This window comes from Psychrobacter urativorans (assembly GCF_904846695.1).
In the GTDB taxonomy this organism is placed as follows: Bacteria; Pseudomonadota; Gammaproteobacteria; order Pseudomonadales; family Moraxellaceae; genus Psychrobacter; species Psychrobacter urativorans.
In genome coordinates, this window is record NZ_CAJHBR010000001.1 from 111,131 (window position 1) to 129,416 (window position 18,286).

Here is an 18,286-nt window from a genome sequence, read left to right on the forward strand (position 1 = left end):
GTTGAACATTCGACCGTGGCACTTATAGGTTTTTGGCTAGGTTTTTGGCACAGATAATAAATAACAAGCAGTTGGCCAAACTATGTTGATATCAATTTAGATTTTTATGTTCAATAACGAACTTAATTTGAGCAGATATTCGCTGCCAAATCTTCAGTTAAAGCCTATACTAAGTAAATAATATTGAAAAGTAAGCATTTCAGTGCTAAATTCTAGCCAAACTTCTGCCCTGTGAGTTGCCATGAGTAAGCCAACACCTGATACATCTGATAATCAAGCTAATGACATCCCGTCAAACAATCAAGACCTTAGTGTTACTGAGCTTACTGATATTGAGTCCACTAGCGTTGACTCTAATAGCATTAAGCCAACTAATGCAGCGCTAGACTCAGAACCGACAGCGGTTAAAGACGAGCGTGTGGCTTCGATGCCAGCACCAGTGACTGATGTATCATTAATTAGTGGCGCTAGTCCACCTCGACGTTATAAAAAAGACAACCCGTCGTTCTTTATGCAGCGTGGTTACCAGATATTGCTAGTATTAGGACTTATTGCAGCCTTCTTATTAGTAATGGTTTATCAAACCTTGTTTGGCCGTATAAGCCAACCTGAGAAAAAAGTATCTATTGAAAAAGGCGATACTTATTATGGTCTGCTATCGCAGTGGCAAGAGCAGATTCCGCTGTTTTCGGTCACTATTGCTAAGCTATATATCAAGTCACAAATCGACGCACCCCTTCATGCTGGTATTTATCCATTGCCTGAGAACCCTACTATCACTGAAGCGCTGCAAATATTAGGGCAAGGCGCGAAAGTAGCCATGGTAAAAGTACAGATTATCGAAGGTAAGACTTCAAAGGATTTGTATAAGAGCTTGCGAGATAATGACGGTATCACCAAAGAAGTTTTAACTGCTGACGCCGATAATGCTAGTATTGCCAAAGCCTTAGAGCTGACGGGTATATTGCCGGATTCAGTGACTAATAGCAGCGATCCTATTGTCCGTTATAACCTCGAAGGTTGGTTTACTCCTGACACTTATTATTATGCTGAGGGCGCAACTGACAAGCAAGTACTCACCGATCTATATAAACGTCAGCAGCAAGCATTGACTACCGCATGGGAAAATCGGGCGCCAAACTTGCCTTATAATAGTCCTTATGAAGCGCTAGTAATGGCCTCTATCATCGAAAAAGAGACTAGCGTTGCTAGTGAGCGTCCTTTAGTTTCAGCAGTGTTTAATAACCGCTTAAACCAATGTATGCGTATGCAGACTGACCCTACTATTATTTATGGTATGGGTAGCCGTTACCAAGGTAATATTCGTAGAGCTGATATTAATGAAAAGACCTCTTATAATACTTATCAGATCGATGGACTGCCGCCAACGCCGATTGCCTTGCCATCAGCTGCTTCTATAGAAGCCACTTTGCACCCTGCCGATAGCGAAGCTTTATACTTTGTAGCTACTGGTAATGGTGGCCATAAATTTACTAGTAGCTTGGCTGAGCATAACAAAGCGGTAAAAGAGTACCTGCAAGTGATGCGTCAGAAAAAATCACAAACCGCACCTACTCAGCTTAGTGAGTGATAGTTTACTGATAGAGTAATCATTCGCTGCTAAAATAACTGAGTATTGGCTATAAGTTTTAGCACAATTTTATCTGAGCTGGACATCGGCACTACCACCAATAGTATGGGTGGTAGTGCCGATGTTTAGCCGTTATATGTACTACGAGGCGGTATTTATGTCAGCAGTTATAGCTACTGAGATGTCGGATAACACTGATAGCATTATTCCTAAAGTAGGGCGTTTTATTAGCTTTGAAGGGACAGAAGGCGTGGGCAAGACCACCGCTATCGAAACCTTATGCGCGCAATTACAGCACAGCGGCATCGAATATCTAAGGACTCGTGAGCCGGGCGGTAGTCCGTTCGCTGAGCGTCTGAGAGCTATTTTGCTCGATCCTACTACTGAGATCAACGATGACACTGAGCTGTTGCTATTGTTCGCTGCTCGTTGTGATCACTTACAACAAATCATTTTGCCTGCTCTGCAACAAGGTACTTGGGTGATTTGTGATCGCTTTACTGACTCCACTATCGCCTATCAAGGTTATGGCCGTGCCCACGGTGATGCAGCAGTGCTAGCTAAGATTGAAGGGTTGATAGCTCAGTTTATTCCGCAATTACCTGAGCTGACTCTATGGCTTGATCTACCCGTATTAGAAGGAATGGCGCGGGCTGGTAAGCGCAGTGCCGCCGATCGGTTTGAGCAGCAAGCAACAGAGTTTTTTCTGCGTATATATCAGGGCTTTACCGCTGTTGCTGACAAACATCCACAGCGTATAGAGCGCATTGACGCGGTAGGCAGTACTACTGAAGTGAGTGCCCGAATTTGGCAAGTGGTTAGTCAGAGATTCGCTGTTAACTAGTAATAAAAGCTATCACTATAAAAGCTATAGTTATAAAAGACAGCTATTAGCCTAGCGATAATCGCTGCATTAAAAACCCCAGCTCATTTGAATCAATGAGCTGGGGTTTTTTGATGTCTAAAACTATCAGTTGCCTTAGCTTGTAGGGCTATCTTTTAGCTGGTTTGAGCTATCCGAATCGACTTTAAGCTGATTTTTAATATCGTGATCAGCATTACTAGCTGCCTTATCGCTATCACTATCTGGCAAACGATTAGGATCAAGTGAACCGCTTTTGGTCTTCGGTGCACTACCGCTACCATTGCTATTAGGATTGATGAGGGGCTTAGCTTTAGGGTGTACCTCGCTTGCAGTCATACTGTTTTTAGCCGCTGTGGCCTCAGTGATAGCCACTGCTTTAGCTTTAGCGGCATCCGCTGCTGTGAAAGCTTGTAGGGTTTGATCACTTTTAATGCCAGCTTTCGCCTCATCAGCTTTTGTAGCAGAACCATCTATAGAGACTTCATCCAAGCCATCATCTATTATCTCAACTTCTCTGCGTTTTTCTGGGGCTTTAGAGTTGGCTTCAAAATGAGCATCAGCATTTACTCGCGCTTGCTCTTGCTTGGCGGTAACATCTACCGGTTTTGGCTGTACTTCATCTTCAACCACTAAAGCAATAAGCTTGCGATCACGTGCAACTGTACCGTCAAACTTGTCAGTAATGACGTGCAGTTTGCCTTCTTTATCAATAGTATAAAGCGGGACAAATTGCTTGTTATCTGCCTTATATTGCTCAAAACTATAGCTATCAGTAAGGTTAGTAATCTTAATTCTAGCTTTTCTAGATAACATGCTGGCAAGCTTAGTATAAGTGACATCTTTGCCGAACATCCATTGCGAAGAGAAGTTAGACTGCTTATCATCACGCTCACTTCTGACTTTTTCATCACTGAATTTAAGACGATAAAGTTTACGCTCACCGAATTCGTGGCGATAATGAATTTCAGACAAAGTATTCATCTCTTTATCCATGCTCATGGCGAACAGATGGCCAATACCGATAAGGTCGAGATGATGGTCAGCATGATCTGAGATAGGATTGCCGAAATAAGTACGCAGGCCACTCATGCGAGCACGGGCAATATTAGTGTAGTTATTATGGGCAACGATGACATCGAAGCCTTGCTCCTTTAGAGAAGTGGCTATCAATAAGGCCACGGGATTAGAGCCGACAACCAAAATACCGTTAGTCTCAGGTTCACGTACACCCAGCAAGTTGCCTACTACCTTGGCCCCTAAGCCTTGAATCATCACTGTACCGATAATGACCATAAATACTAAGGGAACAAGCAGCTCCACCCCTTGAATATCATATTCTTGTAGGCGAATAGCGAATAAGGATGAGATAGCAGCAGCAACGATACCCCGTGGCCCAATCCAGCTAATCATTAGCTTTTCGCTGGTTTTTAGATTGGAGCCAATAGAGGAGGCCCAAACCGACAGAGGACGCGCGACAAACATAACGATAGCAAGTAATACTAAACCTGCAAAACCGACACTTATTAAGCTGGCTAGCTCAACACGCGCTGCCAAAATAATGAACAATACCGATATCAGTAGGACCGTTAACGATTCATTGAACTCTAAGATAGTATCACGAGGGAATTTAGGCCAGTTGGCTAAAGCTACTCCCAATACAGTGACAGTTAACAGGCCGGATTCGTGCTCTAAATGGTTGGAGATAGAGAACAATAATAGTACGAAAGCTAAAGTGAAGACATTGCGCAAAAACTCAGGAATCATATGCTTGCGCATTAAGAAAGCTAGCGCCCAAGCTCCAGCCAGACCTAATAGAGTTGCTAATACCACAATTTTGGCGAACAGTAGAATACTACTAGCCTCGCCACCAGAGATGATATATTCATAGACTAATACCACCGCAATAGCGCCGATAGGGTCAATGATAATCCCTTCCCATTTTAGGATATTAGAGATGGTCTTATTCGGACGTACACTGCGTAGTAGTGGCATAATCACAGTAGGACCAGTCACGCATACTAGGGCGCCGAACAATAGCGCTATTAACGGATCAACATCGAACAGTAAATAAGTCGACAAAGCCACGATGGCGATAGTGATGAGTACCCCGACGGACACCAACATTTGCACTACCGTACCGTGTTGCTTAATCTCGTCGAACTCTAAAGTTAGGGAGCCCTCAAATAGAATAATCGCTACTCCCAAGGAGATAAAAGGGAACATTAGCTCACCTAATACCAAGTCAGGGTCAAACACACCCAATATAGGGCCAACGACAATACCAATCAGTAATAAAAACAAAATGGACGGTTGCTTTAAGTACCAAGCTAACCATTGGGCCGCAATGCCTATCGCCACCACGCCGGATAGCAGTAGAGCAGTATCCATAAATCAATCCTTTTATAAGCTTTTTGGGCTACGTATTTCACTAGTTGTTGTAGTCAGTATTTTGCTTCAATGGTTAGCTGTTGCTGCTTAGCTTTGCCTTCGTTGATGATAAAAAACGCTGAGCAAGGGTAAAAAGTGAAATGATTACAATTAGCTGTTTATAGCAGCAACAATAGTATCTAAAGGTAAACAGCTTCTAGAGATAAACAGGGATAATCTGTGTTAATGAGCGCCTGCTAATAAGGTGAGTAAAAGCAAATTAAGCGCTAGTAACTTAAACCACTGGATGGCTATAGCAATCTAGTGGGCTGGTTTTATTATTGGTCAATTATAACCAGCCGGAGTAGTATTAGTTATTAACTTTTGTTGGTTAAATAAGGGTTTTAACTTATTATCATAGCATGATTTTATTTTCCTTGCGTCAGGCATGTCTGCCAGTGGATGATGAGTTAGATTGCTCTACTCATATTGTTATGACCATGCTAGCAATAGCTCTTGGCGTAAAGGATGAGCATAGCCATAGCTTAATTTATACGGCATAATACTAGCAAATAGTAGAGTATCAACTTCGTTAATGAGCTGGTACTAATCGATAGTCAATAGTAGATAAGCAGCCATAGACAAGTCAAAATACCGCCTAAGGAAAAGAATATGCACTCTAAAAGCAGCCCTCGTAATTTGAGCTATTGGTTAACTCGCAGTGCGCTGACAGTCGCTATCGCTATGACGATGACTACAGGCGTCACAGTAGCGACAGCGACTAACGCACAAGCGGCAGTGACTACTGCTGACTTCTCAGGTCTGGTGCAGCAAGTCACGCCTGGAGTAGCACGAGTCAATGTTACTAAGACGGTTAGTGAGTCAGAGCTGGCAAAAGCACAGACCGCTGAGTTATTACGTCAGTTCTTTGGTGATCGAATACAGATCCCTGAAGAAGCTACCAAACCAGCTATCGAACATGCTTACGGCACTGCATTTTTTGTAACGGCAGATGGCTATATGCTGACCAATCATCATGTGATCGCAGGCGCGGACAAAATCACTGTCACTCTTAATGATCGCACTGAGCTAGATGCAAAGTTGATAGGTAGTGATGAACGCTCAGATGTGGCAGTACTCAAAGTAGTAGGTACTAATTTTCCGGCATTGCCTATCGGCGACTCGACTGGATTGAGAGTTGGCGAGCCAGTATTAGCTATAGGCTCACCTTTTGGTTTTGATTACTCAGCGTCTGCTGGTATCGTTAGTGCCAAATCACGCAGCTTTTCAAGAGAGACGAGCGTGCCATTTATCCAAACGGATGTGGCGCTGAATCCAGGTAACTCAGGTGGACCTTTATTCAATCAGGGCGGGGAAGTTATAGGTATTAACTCGCGTATCTTTAGTGGTACGGGCGGTTATATGGGCTTGTCGTTTTCAATCCCGATTGATGCGGCTATGGATATCTATGAGCAGCTCAAAACTAATGGGTCAGTGCAGCGTGCTTATTTAGGTATTTATCCACAAGATATCGATCGCAATTTGGCAGAAGTCTATAAGCTTGCGCGGCCCCAAGGAGCGCTGTTGACTCGAGTATCGCCTAATTCACCCGCCCAAAAATCAGGTCTGAAAACTGGCGATATTATTTTACAATATAATGATATTGAGATTATGCGAGCGTCAGATTTATTAAATTTGATCAATCGAGCTCGACCTAATGATACCTTTCGCGCAAAAGTACAGCGTGATGGTAAATCACTATCTATAAGCGGAAAGCTGAGCGATACCCCAGAAGGGGTGCAAGGTGAAGGCATTGATCAGCAAGACAATGTGGTGCGTTTGGGTCTGCGCTTGCGTAATTTGACTGCTGATGAGCAATTGGAGCTAACCGCTGATGAAAAAACTGGTGTACTAGTGACCGCTACTGATCCGACTGGACTTGCCGCGCGCTCAGGTATATTTGCTGGCGATGTGATCACTAAGCTATATCAAAAACCTATTACTAAAGTCACAGACTTTAATAGCGCTATCTCCTCATTACCCAAAAAAGGCGTAGTTACTATAGAAGTCATTCGCCAAGGGATTCCAGCCATCATTGGCTTACGTATCGAGTAAAATAGTAAGCGCATTGATTGGATTTTTTTATAAATTATAGAGTTTTTTAAGTTATTAACGTTTGCTTAACACACAATTGAAGATAGCGACCAAATTAAAATATGCTACACTAGCGGACGTTTATAGCACTATATAGACCGCTAGTATTTCTAGGGTCTCATAGCCTATAAGACAGCACTGTCTATTAGAAATAAGACTACTAAACAAAACCACTAGTGAGCAAAACGACTATCATGCAAGGAAAAATTCCTTGTCCACAACCTATCAGGTGATAGCTTTTACAAAAGCTAGGATAATACAGTAAGGCATGGTTATGAGCACAGCATACGACGAGATAAAAACCCGACTTCAAGGCTCAATGGTAGCTTTGGTAACGCCCATGAACCCTGACGGCACGGTAGATTACAAGCGTCTGGCAGATCTCATAGATTGGCAAATTGAGCAAGGTACGCATTGCTTGGTGGCAGTGGGAACGACAGGTGAATCAGCGACTTTATCCATGCAAGAGCATAGCGCCGTGATTCGCTATTTTGTGCAGCATGTGAAGGGGCGCGTACCAGTCATAGCTGGTACCGGTGCTAATAACACTACTGAAGCCATCAAACTGACGCAAGATGCCAAAGATGCGGGCGCAGATTGTGCATTGCTGGTAGCTCCTTATTATAACAAGCCACCACAAGAAGGCTTATATCAACACTATAAGGCTATTGCTGCCGCTGTTGATATGCCACAAATGCTTTATAATGTCCCTGGTCGTACCATCGTCGATATCGCCCAAGAAACCGTTGAGCGTTTGGCTGATATTGATAATATTGTATCGATTAAAGACGCCACTGGCTCTCTTACTCGTGGCGAACAGCTTATTCAAGCAGTTGGTGACAGACTAGTAGTATTATCTGGCGACGACAGTACGGCGCTAGAGCTAATAAAATTCGGTAGTAAAGGTAATATTTCAGTAACTGCTAACGTAGCGCCAAAAGCCATGAGCGAGAGCTTTAGTGCCGCATTACGTGGTGATTTTACTGCGGCAAACGCTGCGCACGATATGATTAAACATCTGCACCGCGATTTGTTTATCGAATCTAGTCCTATACCAGTCAAATACGCTTTATATAAAATGAGCATGATAGACAAAGGTATTCGTCTACCCCTAGTTTGGTTGGCTGATGAGCATCACGCTACTATCGATAATGCTTTGATAAAAGCAAAGTTGTTATAAAAGCTGCCATTAGTCCCTAAGATCATAGCTATAGAATAACAGTCAAGCTCAGCGTCTATATAGGCGTCGACAGCTAACTCCGTAGGATAATATAGAGATATTATGATGAAAACATCATTCGCCACCCGCAAAATGCTTCCTATCATGCTGACAGTAGTTATGGGCAGCACCTTAGTTTTGACTGGCTGCCAAGCCACAAAAGACTTTATTGGTAAACGTGATAACGGTAGTTTAGAGTATCAAAAAAGCCAAAAGCTTACTCCATTACAATTGCCTGCTGATCAACAAGCTGGGCCTTTTGTGCCTTTATATCCCACGCCAAATGTCGGTGCTAATACTTTGACTTTACAGAATGATGCCGGTAAACAATACCAATTACCAAAACCTGAGCGTGCCGTGCCTACTGCTAATCAGTAGCCGCCACCACTATCATTGTTTATTATGCCAGCTTAAGTGAAAAGGATACTTGTAATGCAAAGACAAAAACTGCTGTATAAAGGTAAAGCTAAATCTGTTTATGAAACCGAAGACAATGATCTGCTGATTTTACACTTCCGTGACGATACCTCAGCGCTTGATGGTAAACGTATCGAACAGTTAGCACGCAAAGGCGTAGTCAACAACCGTTTCAACGCTTTTATTATGCAAAAACTGGCCGATGCTGGTATCGAAACTCATTTTGAAGAGCAGCTGTCTGACGACGAAGTGTTGGTCAAGCGTTTGGAGATGATTCCTGTTGAGTGTGTAGTCCGTAACTTTGCGGCTGGTAGTCTAGTACGTCGTTTAGGTCTAGAAGAAGGCCAAGAGCTTACGCCGCCTACTTATGAGCTGTTCTATAAAGACGATGGCCTTGGTGATCCGATGGTTAATGAGTCGATTTCTATCTCTCTTGGCTGGGCAACTGACGCTCAATTAGCAAAAATGAAAGAGTTAAGCCATCAAGTGAATCAAGTATTAACTGCTTTGTTTGATGCTGGTGACTTGATACTAGTTGATTTCAAACTAGAGTTTGGCGTCTTTCACGACCGTATCGTGTTAGGTGATGAGTTCTCGCCAGATGGTTGCCGCATTTGGGATAAAGTTACTAAGAAAAAACTAGATAAAGACCGCTTCCGTCAGTCACTTGGTGATGTCATTGAAGGCTATGAAGAAGTCGCTAAGCGTATCGGTGTCCCTTTAAGCTAAGAATTTATTCAGCTAATTATCATAATTAAGACAATAAAAAACTGAGCCTTGTGCTCAGTTTTTTTTAAGGTTTTATTAGCAACATATTCTAGTCGGTAATTAGGCTTGGTTGCTGAGACTTGCAGTTTAGATGTGCAAGACTCAAATCAATCCTTTATAAAGGAAAAAACAGCCCACAATGAGTAATAATACGGCAAAACATTTTTTTAGTAGTTGTGGGGATAGCATATGAGCCACTTTTGCGCCAATCTTGGCAGTGAAAAAGCTCATGCTACCAATACCTAAAAAGGCATAAATATGTACAAAGCCAATAGTATTAGGAACATTGACTTGAGCCTGCATACCAAAAATCATAAAGCCTAAAGCGCCAGCTATAGCGATGGGAAGGCCGCATGCCGCTGAAGTACCAACCGCTTTTTGCATCACCACGCCATAACGAGTGAGATAAGGAACGGTCAAGCTGCCACCACCGATACCAAAAATTGCAGAAGCTATTCCTATAACAGCGCCTGCAGTTAATTGCATAGGCGTGGAAGGCAGTACTTTATTAGCATCAATAATCTTTTTGCTACCAGTAAACATAGTAAATGCTACCCACAGCAAAAATAGCCCTACAATCAGTTGCAGATGAACCCCAGAGAGCCATCCGGCAATACCTGCCCCTAAAAAGCAGCCGAGCGCCATTCCTGGTGCCAGATTTTTAAATACTGGCCAGATAACAGCGCCCTTTTTATTATGCGCCATTAAGGAGCTGATAGAGGTGACAACGATAGTCGCCAATGAGGTGCCTAGAGCCAAATGCATAATAGTGTCAGCACTGTAACCCATTTGGGAAAAGACGATATATAACAAAGGCACGATGATGGTTCCACCACCTACGCCAAATAGCCCTGCTGCAAATCCTGCTAGAGCACCTATTGCTAAAAAAATGATTAATTCCACGGGATAGTTACTTCATAGTTTGAGGGTGAATAGTTTAATAGTAATTTGATAATAGCTAGGCAATTGACTTAAGTACTGATTTAAGTGCTGACTTAAGAGAATTGCACTTGTCCAACTTGATGATAAGCACGATTAAAATAAACCAAACTTTCATCTTGTTGACTTTGTTTAATGGCGACAACTCGACAGATAAAAATACTATGAGTGCCAACTTGCTGAATTTGCTCAATCTCACAATCAAAACTTACCAACGCATCTTCTAAAACAGGAGCACCTGTTGCTAGCTCAGTCCAAGACCCCTCTTTAAACCGGTCATCGACACTCAATTTAGAGGCAAATGTATTGGATAGCTGTTCATGCTGTGTACCTAGCACGTTGACCGTTAGAATTTTATTTTCAACGAAATGACCATGTGACCGTGAGGTATGATTCATACAGACCAGCAAAGTTGGCGGGGTGTCTGTGACACTACATACCGCAGAGGCAGTAAAGCCGTATACACCCGATGGGCCTTGGGTAGTGACAACACTGACCGCAGTCGTCAATGAAGACATGGCGTTTCTAAACTCGGTTGCTTCAATCACATCTTTAATCATTACTGCAATCCTAAATTTGACTATAGCTGGTCTGTAGAGGGCGTTTAGGCCGTCAGTTCTTGGCGAATTATTTCTGCACCAGCACTTAAAGCCTTCAGCTTACCTCGAGCAACTTGACGAGACAAAGGTGCCATACCGCAATTGGTTGAAGGATAGAGCTTATCAGCATCAACGAATTGTAGTGCTTTTCGCAGAGTACTGGCAACTTCTTCAGGGGTCTCAATGTTATTGGTGGCCACATCAATAGCCCCGACCATCACTTTTTTACCACGGATTAATTCCAGAAAATCCATTGGTACTTGTGAGTTTTGACATTCGAGTGAGATAATGTCGACCTTAGACTGTTGTAATTTGGGAAAAGCTTGCTCATATTGGCGCCACTCTGAACCTAGAGTCTTTTTCCAATCAGTGTTAGCTTTGATGCCATAACCGTAGCAAATATGCACCGCTGTTTCACACTTTAGACCTTCAAGTGCCCGCTCTAAAGTAGCAACACCCCAGTCATTCACATCGTCGAAGAACACATTAAAAGCAGGCTCATCGAATTGAATAATATCAACCCCAGCTGCCTCTAATTCTCTAGCTTCTTGATTGAGAATTTTAGCAAATTCCCAAGCTAATTTTTCTCGGCTTTTGTAATGACCATCATACAGCGTATCGATCATCGTCATCGGACCGGGTAGTGCCCACTTAATAGGTTGTTTGGTTTGCTGACGTAAAAACTTAGCGTCTTCAACAAAAACAGGCTTTTGACGGCTGACAGCACCGACAACGGAAGGCACACTGGCATCATAGCGATTACGAATTCGTACCGTCTTGCGCTGTTGAAAATCTACACCATCAAGATGTTCGATAAAAGTGGTGACAAAATGCTGACGGGTCTGCTCGCCATCACTAACAATATCAATGCCTGCATGCAGTTGTTCCTGCAATGATACTCGTAGAGCATCTTGTTTGGCTTCAAGTAATTGCTCACCTTCCAAAGCCCAAGGTGACCAGATTTTCTCCGGTTCTGCCAGCCAAGAAGGTTTCGGTAGGCTGCCAGCAGTTGACGTCGGTAATAATAGTTTCATGTTAATCCACTTTTATATTTAAATCTTTATTATTTTGGCTGAATTGCGCTTAGTTAAGCCGCATATTTTTTAACACTATAGTTTGCAGCCCATTGCTCAAGGATAGCTAAGTAGGGTTTGATAAACTGTTCTTCAGTAAATTTACCTTGCTTAACCGCCATCTGGCTACGCTCTTCACGGTCATACACGATTTGCGTCAGTGAATAATCTTGGTACTTCAAACTAGGTTGATACACTTGACCTGCTGTAGAGTTGGCATTGTAAATTTCAGGTCGATAGATTTTTTGGAAAGTTTCCATAGTACTAATAGCACTGATCAGCTCAAGATCAGTGTAATCACTCAACAAGTCCCCAGCAAAATAAAACGCTAAAGGGGCCGCACTACCGGCAGGCATAAAATAACGCACGGTTAAGCCCATCTTGTGGAAATACTCATCGGTCAACGAATAGTCATCTTGTCTGTATTCAACCCCTAATACCGGATGCTGATTAGTAGTGCGATTATAGGTTTTGCTGGTTGATACACTGAGGCAGATCACTGGTTTTTTATTAAAGTTGGCTTGGTAGGCTTCTGAATTCAATAAATACTGAAACAGTTTGCCATGTAAATCACCGAAATGCTCTGGGGTTGGTGATGCTGATTTTTTATTGCTATGTTCTAACAGCAATACGCTAAAGTCATAATCGCGCACATAAGAGGAAAAACTATTACCAATCATACCATCGATACGCTTGTTATGCTTATGGTCAACAATCGTTGTTTTCAAAGTCTCGATGACAGGGAAGGTATTACCATCACCAGCAATATCCATATGGGCAGAAATAATTTCAACTTCAACAGAATAACGGTCTGCTGTTGGATTATCCCAATGCGCTAAAGCGTTAAAACGATTATTTATCATAGTTAACGTTTTGCGTAAGTTTTCTTGACGATGCTCACCACGAGCCAGATTTGCAAAGTTAGTGGTCAGACGTGTGCTATCGGCTGGTTGATAGTTTTCATCGAAACTAATTTTTTTAATTGAACATTTAAATTCTGTACTCATGGCGATTCGCTACCCTAATTATCTGAGATAAAACCAAGTTTCTGTATGAGATAGATCATACCTCAGTCAATACATGAATAAAAACGACTTAATTTAAATTAAAGCTGAGTAAAATTCATCTTAGTAACTTTTTGCTATTAAGCAGGATTAGATAGCGGAAGTTTTGACTGATCATTTGATAGGAAGTCGAATCTATAAAATAGTTTAAAGGCCTTAATAATAACTTCTTAGCAGGAGAAGGGAGGTCTATCTTGCCGCAGTGTAAAGCACATACAAAACATCGTTTAAACACAGGGCGAACATTGTCAGCACTTGCGCGTTATTTTTCTGTGCTACATTATAATTTACAACTTATAAGCCGTTAGCCTCTACCAAATAATAAAAAGGTCTTATTGATGTCAGCTTGCAAATCAGTCGCTACTAAAGAAATAACTTCTCAAACATCGGTATTACTACCAGCATGGTTTGCTCGACCAACTTGTGTGGTCGCTGCTGACTTAGTAGGTAAGGTGTTATGCCGTCAGTTAACAGATAGTGATGGTCAGCATAAGGTTCTGCGTATGCGTATCTCTGAGACTGAGGCTTATATAGGCGATGCTGATGGGTCAGTACAAGCCCATGTGGCAAAGGGCAAAGAAAAATCTGAAATCATGTATCGCCAAGGCGGCCTATTGTATGTCTACCTGACTTATGGGATACATAATATGCTCAACTTGATCACTGGGCCTGCTGACTCTGCAGAATCAGTACTGATAAGGGCTGGTTTTTTGAGTGCTGACAGTGATCGGTTAGTCGACGAGCAGCAGCTTAGTGCTGACAAGCAGCTCACTCATATCAAACAGCTGGCAGGGCCAGGTAAGCTAACTAAGGGTTTACAGATTGACCGTACTCTGTATGGCAAAATTATCAGTCCTGACTCAGAGCTTTGGGTAGAGGAGGACGGTTGTCAGCCACCAGTATCACTGCGACCACGGATAGGTATTGACTATGCAGGCGAGGCCAAAGACTGGCTATTGCGCTATGTATGGACCGATCATCGGTCTTTATCTAAAAAGTAAAAGCCTAATAAGTAAGGCCTGTAGGAATTGACAGCTGTATTTAGTAGCTTTACAAAGTGAGCTGGTACGGTCTTAGTGATTTTTATTGCTTAAATGATTAGTCTTAAATGCTTATTTTCTAAATGCTTGTTTTTTAAAACTTACTTTTTTAAATACTTATCTTTTTAAATACTGATTTTTCTAAATGCTTATAGTTTCAAGGGTGGGGTTGACGGTAGTTTGTATAACGCATTTTAGTCAGCGCTACTTATTAACACTATATCGTAGGACAAGCTTAGGAGACTATCTATGTATAAGCTAACAGTTTTTATTCCAGATGAGGCGCTAGAGCAAGTCAAGTCGGCGCTGTTTGCTGCTGGTGCTGGTAAGATTGGCGATTATGAGCAGTGCTGCTGGCAAGTGCAAGGCAGTGGTCAATTTATGCCCCTAGCTGGCAGTACACCGCATATTGGTAGTCATGATAGCCTAGAGAGCGTTAGCGAATGGCGAGTGGAGATGGTAGTACCGAAGCTGGCTATTATTAAGGTTATCCAAGCGCTAAAAAAGGCTCATCCTTATGAGACTCCCGCATATGATGTACTACAAGTATTAGATTTTTAATGGCAGTATTATTTATTATTGCCAAGATAGCCGCTATAAAAAATAGCATTAAAAAAGCCGAACAAGTCAATAGATGACTTTTCCGACTTTTTGTATCATTAGTATAAACAGGTACCTAACAAGGCAGTAGGGCTGGCTAAATATATCTCGCTACTAATCTTCTTTAATCTTAATTACATTGTAATTAGGGTAGCCCAGCTCGATTTTATAATCCTTATTACCACGCTCAGCTTTGACTTTAATAGTACGGTCACCTTGTTTATAGTTAACGTCTTTGACTCGATAGCCCATGTTGCTGACTATATTAGCGGCACGTTGCTCAATACCAGGACGATAGATCTCTTTATCGATTGTTTCGATAGTCTTCTTATGTTTTTTATACAAGTCAGTATCTTTATAGATATCTTGGTAAATATCTCCATAAGCATTATAGCCACCAGGTTCGGTAACGCAACCGGTAGTAACTGTTAATAAAGCAGCGATAAAGCTACTAGCAGCAACGCTTTTCAATAGAGGCTTAGCGTTCATTATAGAGTGTCCTTATTATTTTTTTATCGTATGAAGTTTAATCGAACGGGGTTTTAGCGCAGGATATTTGATTACAACAGATGATGGCAATGACTAGAGTATAGGTATGAATGTCCTATGCACTTTAGTCATTGCCAGAGTGTTACTAATATTATCTATGGTCATAACGATTGTTGTTTCTGTGCTGAGCTTTGTTTTTATAATTGTCTCTGTTGTTATATCTATTATTATTATTATTGTGATTATTATTTCTTTGGTAGTCATTATCTCGTCTGTTATTAGACCAGTTTATTTTACTCGAGTTGATCAGCTTTAAATTAGGGTAGCTATAGCGTAACTCATAAGCTTGGTTATTCTTTTTAGCATGGACCAAGATCGCCTGATTGCCACGATAGTTATCTTGCCTAATATCCATAACCTGATAACCGTTTCGGCGTAAATCTTGGCGTAACTGCTGACTCAAGCTATTAAAGCTACGATCTTGATAGTTATTATTGCCGCGATATACCGGCTGATTGTTGTAGCCGGGTTCGACAACCGTACAGCCAACAGCAGTACCTAATATAGCGAGAGTAAGACCAGCTGATATGACATGCTTTAATGAGAAATGAGATAAAATTTTCATGATGAAGTTTCCGACCCTAGAGGTTAAATCAATAGTATTGAAGCCACTGTTTAAGCGTTGCGCAGTTACTTTGAATAAGTTTTGAACAACTAAGGTATCAAGAGGAAAAAGGCGACAAAGTGACTATCACTAAACAGAGATAAATTTACAATACTGCTAGTGATGATATTTAAATTAGGCAATGACAATATTACAAAAAACGGCCAAATAAGACCGCAGATGGGCTTATTTGACCAAAGGCATCAATACTAAAACGATGCCAAAACTTCGATAACAGCCGCTGCTGAGCTTAGTCAGTTAAGCTTATTAAGATAGAGCTAGATCAAATCAGTCTTTTTCTATTTTGATTACGTTCAGATCAGGATAGCTGAGTATTATTTCGTAGTCCTGCCCACCACGTTTAGCATCAATTTCAAACACTCCGCGATTGTTTTGCTCATCGATATCAATATCTTTGACTTTATAGCCCATATCGGTAATTTTTCTAATAGCTCGTTGTTTGGTAGCTTGATAACGTGTTTCGTTTTTTATTTTGGTCTCAAGATAATTGTTATTTTTATAGTTACTACCGTTGTGATTATTATTATTATTCTGCCAAACATTAGACCAAGCTTTTTGCTTAGAGCTTATTAACTTTAGACCGGGATAATTATAGACAAGCTCATACGGTCGGTTATCTTTTTTGGCATAAACATTAATTCTATTATTGCCATCGGGCTGAATATCCATGACGTAATAGCCAGCACTACGCAAGTCTTGACGCAGGCGGTTACTGATTTGACCAAAATTACCATCGCGGTAGACTTGTTGACCACGGTTGCTTTCATAGTGGTTACTGGCTATAGCGCTACCACCGATAGCAGTACTCAAAAGGGTGATACTAAGGCTTGTTGCTAGTACATTTTGCAAAGTTTTAGCTTTTATCATGGTTCTCTCTTATTATAAGTAGCAGGTGCTTTGAAATATTTTCTTACATAGCTATGGTAGTCCGCAAAACTTGAGGGTAGATGTCTTAAAAGTTAACGAGTTGTAATTAATACGAGGCCTTGCGTAATAATGCCAAGCATTTAGTGAATGCCCCTTGCCAAACGGCTGCTTTGTCGCTAACTGATTTGGCAGTAACAACAAGGAAAAAAGACTAGGGCGCGTTGACAATTCGACCACAGCACCGATACGATGCTGGCAGAGACTGTTTTCTAGGCGATTCAAAATTAAAAATATCCAAACGAGTTTGCTAAAGAGATAGCCTAATATTATTTAGCTTATCAAAATAGAAGCTAGTGAATACAAAATAGAGGTCAATGATGCTGCTACAACTTATTCTTTTTTCGGGCTTTGCCGGAGCAACCGTATTTATAGGGGGCCTGTTAGCTAACCTATTTGATCACCACATAAAAGACAGTCCAGCAAAATTCCAGATTGTGCACACGCTAATGTCTTTTGGTGCGGGAATAATATTGTCGGCGTTAGCTCTAGTGTTAGTACCTAAAGGCATGGAAGAGCTGAGCATATGGGGCGTGATAGGATCTTTCTCAGCAGGGGCTCTATTATTTATGCTGATTGATAAGCGCTTAGCGAATTCGGGCGGTCAGCAGGCCACGTTACTGGCGATGATGATGGACTTCGTTCCTGAGTCTATTGCTTTGGGTGCAGTATTCGCTATTGAGCCGCAAATGGCCTTGCTGTTAGCGGTGTTTATCGGCTTACAAAATTTGCCTGAGGCTTTTAATTCGTTTCGTGACTTAGTAAAAAGTGGCTTCAGTGTCAAAAAGACTTTGACTATTTTCTTCTTGCTAAGCTTTTTCGGTATCCTCTCTGCATTAATTGGCCATTTTTTATTAAGCCCTTATCCAAATTTGACCGCTCATTTGATGATCTTCGCTAGTGCTGGTATTTTATATTTGCTTATTCAAGACATTATTCCTGAAAGTAAGTTAGATAATAATTATCTCACTTCGCTGGGTGCAACCTTGGGATTCTTAATAGGCGTGGTAGGTGAGATGCTTATTTAGAGCAATAATCATGATGGTTTAGAATTTTTGTAAGCATATGCTTACAAGCAATGACGTTAATGCGACTTAACAATAGAGAAACAATTAGGCACTATAGATACACGGCATCAGGGAGTGTGACTCAAGGATTGAGTTTACCGTGTTAAGGACAATGATTCAGTTACTAGCATCAGGATGATAATAGTAATTGAAGCAAGGACACATGACCTATGCTGGTAGCAGATAATTGCTGACAGCAGTTGCAACAAACGAGCAGGAAGCTCAGCTATTGCCTTATATTTTTATTCTGCAAGGATGCAGTCATAAAAATGGTGATAGGTAACATGGATAGTTAACGATAAAACCGCATAACATTAATTTGTTATGCGGTTTTATCGTGTCTGGCTTAAAATGAAGATATTTTAACTTTAAGCTAACCAGTAGTGAATAGCACTATGCCATAACCTAGCTATAATTGACTAATA

The 18,286-nt window shown here is 41.5% G+C and carries 17 protein-coding genes; 9 read left to right on the forward strand and 8 right to left on the reverse strand.

Going from position 1 to position 18,286, the window contains the following annotated elements; translation table 11 throughout:
• Nucleotides 1-241 precede the first annotated feature (241 nt).
• Both mltG and tmk read left to right on the forward strand, forming a co-directional pair.
• On the forward strand, nt 242-1,591 hold the full coding sequence (mltG, locus tag JMY09_RS00455; RefSeq protein WP_201621629.1) for an endolytic transglycosylase MltG: 1,350 nt from the start codon (nt 242-244) through the stop codon (nt 1,589-1,591).
• A gap of 157 nt (nt 1,592-1,748) precedes the next feature.
• The gene (gene tmk, locus JMY09_RS00460) at nt 1,749-2,435 is read left to right on the forward strand and encodes a dTMP kinase (RefSeq protein WP_201621630.1); all 687 of its coding nucleotides are present in this window, start codon (nt 1,749-1,751) and stop codon (nt 2,433-2,435) included.
• Nucleotides 2,436-2,570: 135 nt separating this feature from the next.
• Here tmk and JMY09_RS00465 read toward each other — a convergent pair whose 3' ends face one another.
• Entirely contained in the window at nt 2,571-4,844 is a 2,274-nt protein-coding gene (locus tag JMY09_RS00465; protein ID WP_201621631.1) for a cation:proton antiporter, read from the reverse strand.
• A gap of 723 nt (nt 4,845-5,567) precedes the next feature.
• Here JMY09_RS00465 and JMY09_RS00470 point away from each other — a divergent pair.
• The 4 genes from JMY09_RS00470 (at nt 5,568) to purC (ending at nt 9,342) form a co-directional block, all read left to right on the forward strand.
• Entirely contained in the window at nt 5,568-6,938 is a 1,371-nt protein-coding gene (locus JMY09_RS00470) for a Do family serine endopeptidase (RefSeq protein WP_379606664.1), read from the forward strand.
• Nucleotides 6,939-7,251: 313 nt separating this feature from the next.
• Nucleotides 7,252-8,157 (forward strand): 4-hydroxy-tetrahydrodipicolinate synthase, encoded by a 906-nt coding sequence (dapA, locus tag JMY09_RS00475; RefSeq protein ID WP_201621633.1) that lies wholly within the window; start codon nt 7,252-7,254, stop codon nt 8,155-8,157.
• A 102-nt stretch (nt 8,158-8,259) separates the two neighbouring features.
• Nucleotides 8,260-8,574 carry a hypothetical protein gene (locus tag JMY09_RS00480; RefSeq protein ID WP_227677085.1) on the forward strand — a complete coding sequence of 105 codons (315 nt, stop codon included), beginning with the start codon at nt 8,260-8,262 and terminating at the stop codon, nt 8,572-8,574.
• A gap of 54 nt (nt 8,575-8,628) precedes the next feature.
• Nucleotides 8,629-9,342, forward strand: coding sequence for a phosphoribosylaminoimidazolesuccinocarboxamide synthase (gene purC, locus JMY09_RS00485; RefSeq protein WP_201621634.1), 714 nt, complete (start codon nt 8,629-8,631; stop codon nt 9,340-9,342).
• Between the two features lie 141 nt (nt 9,343-9,483).
• On the opposite strand, the gene JMY09_RS00490 is transcribed toward purC, so the two are convergent.
• From JMY09_RS00490 to JMY09_RS00505, 4 genes are all read right to left on the reverse strand, one after another.
• Nucleotides 9,484-10,284: a sulfite exporter TauE/SafE family protein gene (locus JMY09_RS00490; protein ID WP_201621635.1), complete on the reverse strand. Its 801-nt coding sequence runs from the start codon at nt 10,282-10,284 to the stop codon at nt 9,484-9,486.
• Between the two features lie 92 nt (nt 10,285-10,376).
• Complete coding sequence (locus JMY09_RS00495) at nt 10,377-10,868, reverse strand: flavin reductase (protein WP_201621935.1); 492 nt, start codon at nt 10,866-10,868, stop codon at nt 10,377-10,379.
• Nucleotides 10,869-10,924: 56 nt separating this feature from the next.
• Entirely contained in the window at nt 10,925-11,953 is a 1,029-nt protein-coding gene (locus JMY09_RS00500; RefSeq protein WP_201621636.1) for a methionine synthase, read from the reverse strand.
• 53 nt (nt 11,954-12,006) lie between these two features.
• Entirely contained in the window at nt 12,007-12,999 is a 993-nt protein-coding gene (locus JMY09_RS00505; RefSeq protein ID WP_201621637.1) for a DUF1852 domain-containing protein, read from the reverse strand.
• Nucleotides 13,000-13,394: 395 nt separating this feature from the next.
• On the opposite strand from JMY09_RS00505, the gene JMY09_RS00510 reads away from it, so the two are divergent.
• Both JMY09_RS00510 and JMY09_RS00515 read left to right on the forward strand, forming a co-directional pair.
• Complete coding sequence (locus tag JMY09_RS00510; RefSeq protein ID WP_201621638.1) at nt 13,395-14,057, forward strand: DNA-3-methyladenine glycosylase; 663 nt, start codon at nt 13,395-13,397, stop codon at nt 14,055-14,057.
• Nucleotides 14,058-14,345: 288 nt separating this feature from the next.
• Complete coding sequence (locus JMY09_RS00515; protein WP_201621639.1) at nt 14,346-14,657, forward strand: NGG1p interacting factor NIF3; 312 nt, start codon at nt 14,346-14,348, stop codon at nt 14,655-14,657.
• Nucleotides 14,658-14,810: 153 nt separating this feature from the next.
• Here JMY09_RS00515 and JMY09_RS00520 read toward each other — a convergent pair whose 3' ends face one another.
• From JMY09_RS00520 to JMY09_RS00530, 3 genes are all read right to left on the reverse strand, one after another.
• Nucleotides 14,811-15,185 carry a hypothetical protein gene (locus JMY09_RS00520; RefSeq protein ID WP_201621640.1) on the reverse strand — a complete coding sequence of 125 codons (375 nt, stop codon included), beginning with the start codon at nt 15,183-15,185 and terminating at the stop codon, nt 14,811-14,813.
• Nucleotides 15,186-15,336: 151 nt separating this feature from the next.
• Nucleotides 15,337-15,810 carry a hypothetical protein gene (locus tag JMY09_RS00525; protein WP_201621641.1) on the reverse strand — a complete coding sequence of 158 codons (474 nt, stop codon included), beginning with the start codon at nt 15,808-15,810 and terminating at the stop codon, nt 15,337-15,339.
• Nucleotides 15,811-16,137: 327 nt separating this feature from the next.
• On the reverse strand, nt 16,138-16,737 hold the full coding sequence (locus JMY09_RS00530; RefSeq protein WP_201621642.1) for a PepSY domain-containing protein: 600 nt from the start codon (nt 16,735-16,737) through the stop codon (nt 16,138-16,140).
• A gap of 374 nt (nt 16,738-17,111) precedes the next feature.
• Here JMY09_RS00530 and JMY09_RS00535 point away from each other — a divergent pair, with 374 nt between their 5' ends.
• Complete coding sequence (locus JMY09_RS00535) at nt 17,112-17,822, forward strand: ZIP family metal transporter (protein WP_265087983.1); 711 nt, start codon at nt 17,112-17,114, stop codon at nt 17,820-17,822.
• The last annotated feature ends 464 nt before the right edge of the window (nt 17,823-18,286 follow it).

Excerpts from the sequence above, each read along its gene's own strand:
- dapA (WP_201621633.1), top strand. The coding sequence starts at position 7,252 with ATGAGCACAGCATACGACGAGATAAAAACCCGACTTCAAGGCTCAATG.
- JMY09_RS00465 (WP_201621631.1), bottom strand. The coding sequence starts at position 4,844 with ATGGATACTGCTCTACTGCTATCCGGCGTGGTGGCGATAGGCATTGCG.
- JMY09_RS00505 (WP_201621637.1), bottom strand. The coding sequence starts at position 12,999 with ATGAGTACAGAATTTAAATGTTCAATTAAAAAAATTAGTTTCGATGAA.
- JMY09_RS00515 (WP_201621639.1), top strand. The coding sequence starts at position 14,346 with ATGTATAAGCTAACAGTTTTTATTCCAGATGAGGCGCTAGAGCAAGTC.
- JMY09_RS00525 (WP_201621641.1), bottom strand. The coding sequence starts at position 15,810 with ATGAAAATTTTATCTCATTTCTCATTAAAGCATGTCATATCAGCTGGT.
- JMY09_RS00480 (WP_227677085.1), top strand. The coding sequence starts at position 8,260 with ATGATGAAAACATCATTCGCCACCCGCAAAATGCTTCCTATCATGCTG.
- JMY09_RS00520 (WP_201621640.1), bottom strand. The coding sequence starts at position 15,185 with ATGAACGCTAAGCCTCTATTGAAAAGCGTTGCTGCTAGTAGCTTTATC.
- purC (WP_201621634.1), top strand. The coding sequence starts at position 8,629 with ATGCAAAGACAAAAACTGCTGTATAAAGGTAAAGCTAAATCTGTTTAT.
- mltG (WP_201621629.1), top strand. The coding sequence starts at position 242 with ATGAGTAAGCCAACACCTGATACATCTGATAATCAAGCTAATGACATC.
- JMY09_RS00535 (WP_265087983.1), top strand. The coding sequence starts at position 17,112 with ATGATGCTGCTACAACTTATTCTTTTTTCGGGCTTTGCCGGAGCAACC.
- JMY09_RS00530 (WP_201621642.1), bottom strand. The coding sequence starts at position 16,737 with ATGATAAAAGCTAAAACTTTGCAAAATGTACTAGCAACAAGCCTTAGT.
- JMY09_RS00500 (WP_201621636.1), bottom strand. The coding sequence starts at position 11,953 with ATGAAACTATTATTACCGACGTCAACTGCTGGCAGCCTACCGAAACCT.
- JMY09_RS00510 (WP_201621638.1), top strand. The coding sequence starts at position 13,395 with ATGTCAGCTTGCAAATCAGTCGCTACTAAAGAAATAACTTCTCAAACA.
- tmk (WP_201621630.1), top strand. The coding sequence starts at position 1,749 with ATGTCAGCAGTTATAGCTACTGAGATGTCGGATAACACTGATAGCATT.
- JMY09_RS00470 (WP_379606664.1), top strand. The coding sequence starts at position 5,568 with ATGACGATGACTACAGGCGTCACAGTAGCGACAGCGACTAACGCACAA.